This window comes from Micromonospora sp. BS32, from assembly GCF_059089345.1.
The window spans coordinates 145,578-152,982 of the sequence record NZ_JBSSHR010000015.1; the positions used below are offsets into that span (position 1 = coordinate 145,578).

The following is a 7,405-nucleotide window of genomic DNA, read 5'->3' on the forward strand; positions in this document are numbered from 1 at the left end:
GACCTGGTGCTGCCGGCGGACTGCGCGGGGTGCCGGCAACGCGCCACGTCCATCCGGCGGGGCTTCTGCCCGACCTGCGCCGGTGCCCTGGCGGCGCTGCGCCCCGCCCCGGTACGCCCCGACCCGGCGCCGCCGGGCCTGCCCCCGTGCCACGCCCTGGGCCCGTACGGAGGGCCGTTGCGGGAGGCGCTGCTGGCGTACAAGGAACGCGGCCGGCACGGGCTGGCCCGGCCGCTGGGCGCGCTGCTGGCCGAGGCGGTGGCCGCTTCGGTGGGCCCGGCGCGGCCGGTGCTGCTGGTGCCGGTGCCGGACACCGCGGCGGCGGCCCGGGCCCGTTACGGCGACCACCTGACCCGGCTGGCCCGGCACGCCGCCGCCCGGCTGCGGGGCGCGGGCTGGGACGTCCGGCTGGCCCGACCGCTGCGCGCGGCGCCCCGGCCCGACTCGGTGGCGCTGGACAGTGCCGGGCGGGCCGCGGCGGCGGAGGCGGCGTTCCGCCCGCGCGGCGCGGGAGGCCGGGACGCCGGCGGCCGGGCGGTGGTGGTGCTGGACGACATCGTCACCACCGGCGCCACCCTGGCGGCGGTCAGCCGGTCTTTGCGGCTCGTGGGAATGACGCCAAAGGGAGCGGCGGTGCTCGCCGCAACGCAAAAGCGACGTCATTGGTGACGCTTCGTGTTTCCGTTTCACCCCTTGGTGTACGAGGTGTGAAAATTCCTGGGCGTTCTCGGCAACCGGGGGTGACGGCTTCCCGAACAGGAGTTAGCGTTTTCCTGTCGGGGGTACCAGGGTCCGCACCCCACCCCGACGCTGGAAGGAGGCGTAGCCGTACCTGACCGGTCGACGCCCGCACGGACGCTCCACGGGCCGGTCGACCGGGTTCGAAAATGAGACGACCATCCGAAAAAGGGAGGTCACGTGGACATCGTGGTCAAGGGTCGAAACGTCGAAGTGCCGGACCATTACCGGGTGCACGTAGCGGAGAAGCTCGCGAAAATCGAGCGCTACGATCACAAGCTCATCCGCGTCGATGTGGAGCTGTTTCACGAGCGCAATCCCCGCCAGTCCGACACCTGCCAGCGAGTGGAGATCACCTGCGTCTCCCGTGGGCCGGTGATCCGGGCGGAGGCCTGCACGAACGACTTCTACAGCGCACTCGACGCGGCGATCGCCAAGCTGGACACCCGACTGCGCCGCGCGGCCGACCGCCGCCGGGTGCACCGGGGCCGGCACGCGCCGCTCTCCGTCGCCGCCGCCACCGCCGACCTGCCGGTGGACGACCTCGCCGGAGCGGTCACCCGTACCGCCGCCACCGCCACCGCGGTGGCCGAGCGGGACGAGGATCCGGCCGACCAGTACGACGATCAGCCCTGGCACATCGCGCGGGCGAAGGTGCACCCCGCCGAGCCGATGACCGTGGACGACGCCCTGTTCCAGATGGAACTGGTGGGGCACGACTTCTACCTGTTCCACGACAAGGAGTCGGGCCGCCCGAGCGTCGTCTACCGCCGGCACGCCTACGACTACGGGATAATCTCGCTCGACATCGAACCCTGATCCCCGTCCACCCTGCTACGCCGGTCACGGAGCCGGGGGCGGCTGTCCCGCCCCGGCTCCGTGGCCGATGCCGTCTGCGCGTGAGTCCTCTGCGAGCAGGCCGAAGATCAGGTCGTCGACGCGGGAGCCGCCCAGCCCGGGCAGCCGGCCGCGCAGCAGCCCCTCCCGGCGGAAGCCGACCCGCTCCAGCACCCCGTGCGAGGCGGTGTTCTCCGGCATGGTGCCGGCGGCCAGCCGGGCCATCCCCGCCGGCCCGAACGCCCAGCCGGTGAGCAGCCGGAGCGCGCGGGTGGCGTACCCCCGGCCGCGCCAGTCGGGCAGCAGCGCGTAGCCGACCGTGCCCTCCCGGGCCGCCGGGTCGGAGACCGACAGGCCGCAGGTGCCCGCCGGCTCTCCGGTGGCCGCGTCCACGATCAGCAGGCGGGCGATGACCCCGGTCAGCCATCCGCTCTCGGCCAGCCGGCAGCGCCGCTCGATCGCCTCGCGGGTCGGCGGCACCGGCGGCGCCTGGTTCGCCACCACCTCCGGCCGGGTGTGCAGCCGGTGCACCAGCTCCACGTCGTCGGGCCGGATCGGGCGCAGGACGACCACGCCGTCGGTGAGCCGGCCGTCCGGCAGGTCGGGCAGCAGCCGGGGCGCCGGGGCGTCCGGGTCGTCGGCGAGGCGTACCCAGGCCAGCAGGTCGTGCCGGCCGCCGCCCCGGCTCGGGTTGGCGCCCCGGCGGACCCCCTCGAAGCGGAAGCCGGCGGCGAGCGCCACCCGCTGGCTGCCCGCGTTCTCCTCGTGGGTGAGCAGTTCCAGCCGGGAGATGCCGGCGGCGAAGGCGTGCGCGGCCAGCGCGCGGGTGGCGGCGGTGGCCACCCCCCGGCCACGCGCCCAGGGCGCCACCCAGTAGCCGATCTCCGCCTGCCCGCGTGTTGGCACGACCTGGCTCAGGCCGGTGCCGCCGAGCAGCCGGTCGGAGGCCGGGTCCGCGATCGCGTACGCCGATCCGCCGGCGGCCCAGGCCGCGGGCGCGCCCTCGGTGACCCACCAGCGGGCGCTCTCCTCGGTGTACGGGTCGGGCATGCCGGAGATGAACCGCTGGGTCAGCGGGTCGGAGCAGGCGGCGGCGGTGTCCGCGGCGTCGTCGAGCCGGAACGGGCGCAACCGGACCGCGCCCGCGTCGATCAGTTCGGGAGTCACCGCAGGTCCTCCGGGAGCAGCCCGGCCACCCACACGTCGGTCGGCTCGCCCCGGTGCCGGACGCCGCCGCGCGCGGTCCCCTCGACGGTGAACCCGGCCTTCTCGGCGACCCGCCGGGAGGCGGTGTTGCCGACGTTGGCCCGCCACTCGATCCGATCCAGGCCGAGGGTGGTGAAGCCCCAGGCGCTCAGCGCGCCGAGTGCGGCCGACATGTACCCGCGACCCCGCGCGTGCGGCGCGGTCATGAAACCGACGTCGGCCCGGGGAGCGGTCGGGCTCAGCCGCAGGTCGACGGTCCCGGCGTACGCGTCGTCGGCGTCGGCGATCACGAACGTGGCGCTGGTGCCCCGGGCCCAGCCCAGCCCGGCGTGGTCGAGGTAGCCCTCCGCGTCGCCGCGCTGGTACGGATGCGGCACCGTCGTCCAGCGGACGGTGTCCAGGTCCCGGCAGGCCGTCACGATCGCGTCCAGGTCGCGCTCCTCCATCGGGCGCAGCCGCAGCTCGGTGTCGCCGGCGGTGGCAAAGAGGACGGGTTGCGGCCGGGCGAACACGGCGGCCCGCCGGGCGTCCAGGGTGTCCGGGCCGGCCGGGCCGGGCTCGCCGGCGGCGGGCACCTCACCGGGGAGCAGCGAGCCGATCCAGCCCTCGACGCGCCCGCCCTCGGCGGGGTGGGCCAGCCGCAGTTCACCGGAGATCTGGAAGCCGGCCCGGAGCGCGACCAGTCGGGAGTAGTGGTTGCCGACCTCGGCCTGCCAGATCAGCCGGCGCAGCTTCAGCGTGTCGAAGGCCCAGCGGGCGACCGCCCGGGTGGCCCGTACGGTGACGCCCCGGCCGCGCGCCCACGGCGCGGTCCAGTAGCCGATCTCGCCCGAGTCGAGGCCCCGGTCGATCGAGACCAGCCCGCAGGAGCCGAGCAGCTCACCGGTGCCGGCGTCGCAGACCGCGAACGGCGCCCCGGTGCCGTCCGCCCAGGCCGCCGGGGCGATCTCGGCGACGAAGCCGTGGGCGTGTTCCGGCAGGTACGGGCGCGGTACGGTGGTCCAGCGCTGGATGTCCGGGTCCTGGCACGCCCGGAGCACGTCGTCCGCGTCGGCGGCCCGCCACCCGCGCAGCAGCAGGCCGTCCTCGATGATCTCCACAGGCTCCATCCGAGCCATCGTGCCGGATCGTTCGCGGTGGGCGTAACCGGATAAGCGTCGGCGGCGGCGCCGACCGGGAGTTATGTCGGTTTCGCCGGGCCCGACCGCCGCCACCAGTGACCATCGCCGCAACGATGCGCCTACGATGGTTCGAGACTGTCTAGGGGAGCGTTGATCCGTGTCGATTCTGGAAAAGGTCCTTAGCGCCGGCGAGGGCCGTATGGTGCGCCGGCTCAAGGCCATCGCCGCCGCCGTCAACTCGATCGAGGACGACTACGTCAACCTCACCGACGAGGAGTTGCGTGGCCTGACCGAGCAGTACCGCGAGCGGCTCGCCGACGGTGAGACCCTCGACGACCTGCTGCCCGAGGCCTTCGCCACGGTGCGGGAGGCGGCCGCCCGGGTGCTCGGCCAGCGCCCGTACGACGTCCAGGTGATGGGCGGCGCGGCGCTGCACTTCGGCAACATCGCCGAGATGAAGACCGGTGAGGGCAAGACCCTGACCTCGGTCATGGCGGTCTACCTCAACGCGCTCTCGGGCAAGGGCGTGCACGTGGTCACGGTCAACGACTACCTGGCCCAGCGCGACGCCGCCTGGATGGGCCGGGTGCACGAGTTCCTCGGGCTGACCGTCGGCGTCGTGCTGCCGAACCGGCCGTCCAGCGAGCACCGCGCGGCGTACGAGTGCGACATCACCTACGGCACCAACAACGAGTTCGGCTTCGACTACCTGCGCGACAACATGGCCTGGTCGAAGGACGAGCTGGTGCAGCGCGGCCACAACTTCGCCGTGGTCGACGAGGTCGACTCGATCCTCATCGACGAGGCCCGGACCCCGCTGATCATCTCCGGCCCGGCCGAGCACTCCGCCCGCTGGTACTCCGAGTTCGCCGGCGTGGTGGCCCGCCTCCAGCCCGGCACCGACGGCGAGGGCGACTACGAGGTCGACTACGCCAAGCGGACCATCGCCATCACCGAGCGCGGCGTGGCCAAGGTCGAGGACCGGCTCGGCATCGACAACCTCTATGAGTCGGTGAACACCCCGCTGGTCGGCTACCTGAACAACGCGATCAAGGCCAAGGAGCTCTACAAGCGCGACAAGGACTACATCATCAGCGATGGTGAGGTCCTGATCGTCGACGAGTTCACCGGCCGCATCCTGCACGGCCGCCGCTACAACGAGGGCATGCACCAGGCGATCGAGGCCAAGGAGGGGGTGGAGATCAAGCAGGAGAACCAGACCCTGGCCACCATCACCCTCCAGAACTACTTCCGCCTCTACGAGAAGCTCTCCGGCATGACCGGTACCGCGCAGACCGAGGCGAGCGAGTTCAACAAGGTCTACAAGGTCGGCGTCGTGACCATCCCGACGCACCGGCCGATGGTCCGCCTCGATCGGGCCGACGTCATCTACAAGACCGAGAAGGCCAAGTTCAACGCGGTCATCGAGGACATCGCCGAGCGGCACCAGGCCGGCCAGCCGGTGCTGGTGGGCACCGTGTCGGTGGAGAACTCCGAGATCCTCTCCCAGCTGCTGCGCCGCCGTGGCATCCCGCACTCGGTGTTGAACGCGAAGTTCCACGCCCGCGAGGCGGAGATCGTCGCCCAGGCCGGCCGCAAGGGCGCCGTCACCGTCGCCACCAACATGGCCGGCCGTGGTACGGACATCCTGCTCGGTGGCAACCCCGAGTTCCTCGCCGCCAACGAGCTGCGCCAGCGCGGCCTCGACCCGGTGGAGCAGGAGGAGGAGTACGCCAAGGCGATGGAGGAGGTCCTGCCCACCTGGAAGCAGGCCTGCGACGTCGAGGCGGAGGAGGTCGCCGCCGCCGGTGGTCTGTACGTCCTCGGCACCGAGCGGCACGAGTCCCGCCGGATCGACAACCAGCTGCGTGGTCGCGCCGGCCGGCAGGGCGACCCGGGCGAGTCCCGCTTCTACCTCTCCCTTCAGGACGAGCTGATGAAGCGCTTCCGGGCCGGTGCGGTCGAGGCGGTGATGGAGCGCTTCAACATCCCGGAGGACGTGCCGATCGAGTCGAAGATGGTCACCCGCCAGATCAAGAGCGCCCAGGCGCAGATCGAGGGCCAGAACGCCGAGATCCGCAAGAACGTCCTCAAGTACGACGAGGTGCTCAACAAGCAGCGCCAGGTGATCTACGCCGAGCGGCTGCGGGTGCTCAATGGGGAGGACCTCTCCGACCAGGTCCGCAACATGATCGACGACACGATCACCGCGTACGTCACCGGCGCCACCAGCGACGGCTACGCCGAGGACTGGGATCTGGAGCAGCTCTGGTCCAGCCTGAAGCAGCTCTACCCGGTCGGGTTCACCATCGAGGAGCTGGAGGAGGAGGCCGGCGGCTCCCGGGCCAGCATCGACGCCGACTTCCTGCTCGCCCGCCTCAAGGAGGACGCGCACGCCGCGTACGACCGGCGCGAGGAGCAGCTCGGCGAGGAGGGGACCCGGCAGCTCGAGCGGATGGTGCTGCTCCAGGTCATCGACCGCAAGTGGCGCGAGCACCTCTACGAGATGGACTACCTCCAGGAGGGCATCAGCCTGCGGGCGTACGCCCAGCGCGACCCGGTCATCGAGTACCAGCGCGAGGGCTTCGACATGTTCGCCACCATGATGGACGGCATCAAGGAGGAGACGGTCGGCTTCCTGTACAACCTGGAGGTGCAGGTCCAGGAGCCGGAGCCGGAGGCCGAAGAGGTCCAGCTGCTGGAGAAGCCGGTCGAGATCCGGGCCAAGGGCCTCAACCGGGCGCCGCAGCAGCAGGGCCTGCAGTACTCCGCGCCGACCATCGACGGCGAGGCGGGCGCTGGTGCGGTCGTGGTCGAGCGGCCCGAGCAGGAGGCGCCGGCCCGCAGCGTGGGCGGCAACCCGGAGACGCCGGCCCGTCCGGCGGCGCCCGGCCCGTCCGGCGCGCCGCGTCGCCCGGCGGCCACCGGGGCGAGCGGCCAGGCCGTCGCGGCGAGCACCGCCCGGCGTGCGGCGCCGGTGGACCGGGGCGAGGCGGGCGGTCCGTCCCGCAACGCGCCCTGCCCGTGCGGCTCCGGCCGCAAGTACAAGCGCTGCCACGGCGCGCCCAACGGCGGCGCCTGATCCCGTCCGGGGCAAGCCGCCCCGGAAGCCAGTGACGTGAGAGGAGCCGCGGTCCTTCGGGACCGCGGCTCTTCCGCTGCTCGGGTGCGTGGTTTGACTGCCCGGGCGCGTGGACCTGCTGCCCCGGGGCGCGTGGACCTGCTGCCCCGGGGTGCGTGGCCCGGCCGCCGGGTTGCGTGGTCCTGCTGCCCGGGGCCGTGGTCCGGCGCCCGCTGCGCAGTCGGCGCGCTATCACGGAATCGTAGCGTCGCTGCTGCCCGCTTCGTAGGGAGCCGTATGACGGTGGGTCATAAATATGGGTCTTGTGACGCATGTGTGGGTGGTTCGGTGCGTCGCTTATGGGGCACGCCGTTGTCCTGCCTAGGTTCTGGCTTGTCGAAGGTCAGAACTGGATGGGCGGGAGAACGGCGTGCGTTCTGCC

The 7,405-nt window shown here is 72.5% G+C and carries 5 protein-coding genes; 3 read left to right on the forward strand and 2 right to left on the reverse strand.

Annotated features, from left to right (window positions below; genetic code table 11):
- Nucleotides 1-6 precede the first annotated feature (6 nt).
- Together AC5RWQ_RS21940 and hpf are read left to right on the forward strand one after the other, a co-directional pair.
- Nucleotides 7-669, forward strand: coding sequence for a ComF family protein (locus AC5RWQ_RS21940; protein WP_494284567.1), 663 nt, complete (start codon nt 7-9; stop codon nt 667-669).
- 249 nt (nt 670-918) lie between these two features.
- Complete coding sequence (gene hpf / locus AC5RWQ_RS21945; RefSeq protein WP_334491995.1) at nt 919-1,557, forward strand: ribosome hibernation-promoting factor, HPF/YfiA family; 639 nt, start codon at nt 919-921, stop codon at nt 1,555-1,557.
- A 24-nt stretch (nt 1,558-1,581) separates the two neighbouring features.
- Here the strand turns inward: hpf and AC5RWQ_RS21950 are convergent, their stop codons facing one another.
- Together AC5RWQ_RS21950 and AC5RWQ_RS21955 are read right to left on the reverse strand one after the other, a co-directional pair.
- A complete protein-coding gene (locus AC5RWQ_RS21950) occupies nt 1,582-2,742 on the reverse strand; it encodes a GNAT family N-acetyltransferase (RefSeq protein WP_494284558.1) in 1,161 nt (386 codons plus the stop codon).
- A complete protein-coding gene (locus tag AC5RWQ_RS21955) occupies nt 2,739-3,890 on the reverse strand; it encodes a GNAT family N-acetyltransferase (protein WP_494284559.1) in 1,152 nt (383 codons plus the stop codon). Before AC5RWQ_RS21955 ends, AC5RWQ_RS21950 begins: the two co-directional genes overlap by 4 nt.
- A gap of 169 nt (nt 3,891-4,059) precedes the next feature.
- Here AC5RWQ_RS21955 and secA point away from each other — a divergent pair, with 169 nt between their 5' ends.
- On the forward strand, nt 4,060-6,984 hold the full coding sequence (gene secA, locus AC5RWQ_RS21960; RefSeq protein WP_494284560.1) for a preprotein translocase subunit SecA: 2,925 nt from the start codon (nt 4,060-4,062) through the stop codon (nt 6,982-6,984).
- Nucleotides 6,985-7,405: the final 421 nt, after the last annotated feature.

Coding starts and splice junctions, on each gene's coding strand:
- AC5RWQ_RS21955 (WP_494284559.1), bottom strand. CDS start 3,890: ATGGAGCCTGTGGAGATCATCGAGGACGGCCTGCTGCTGCGCGGGTGG.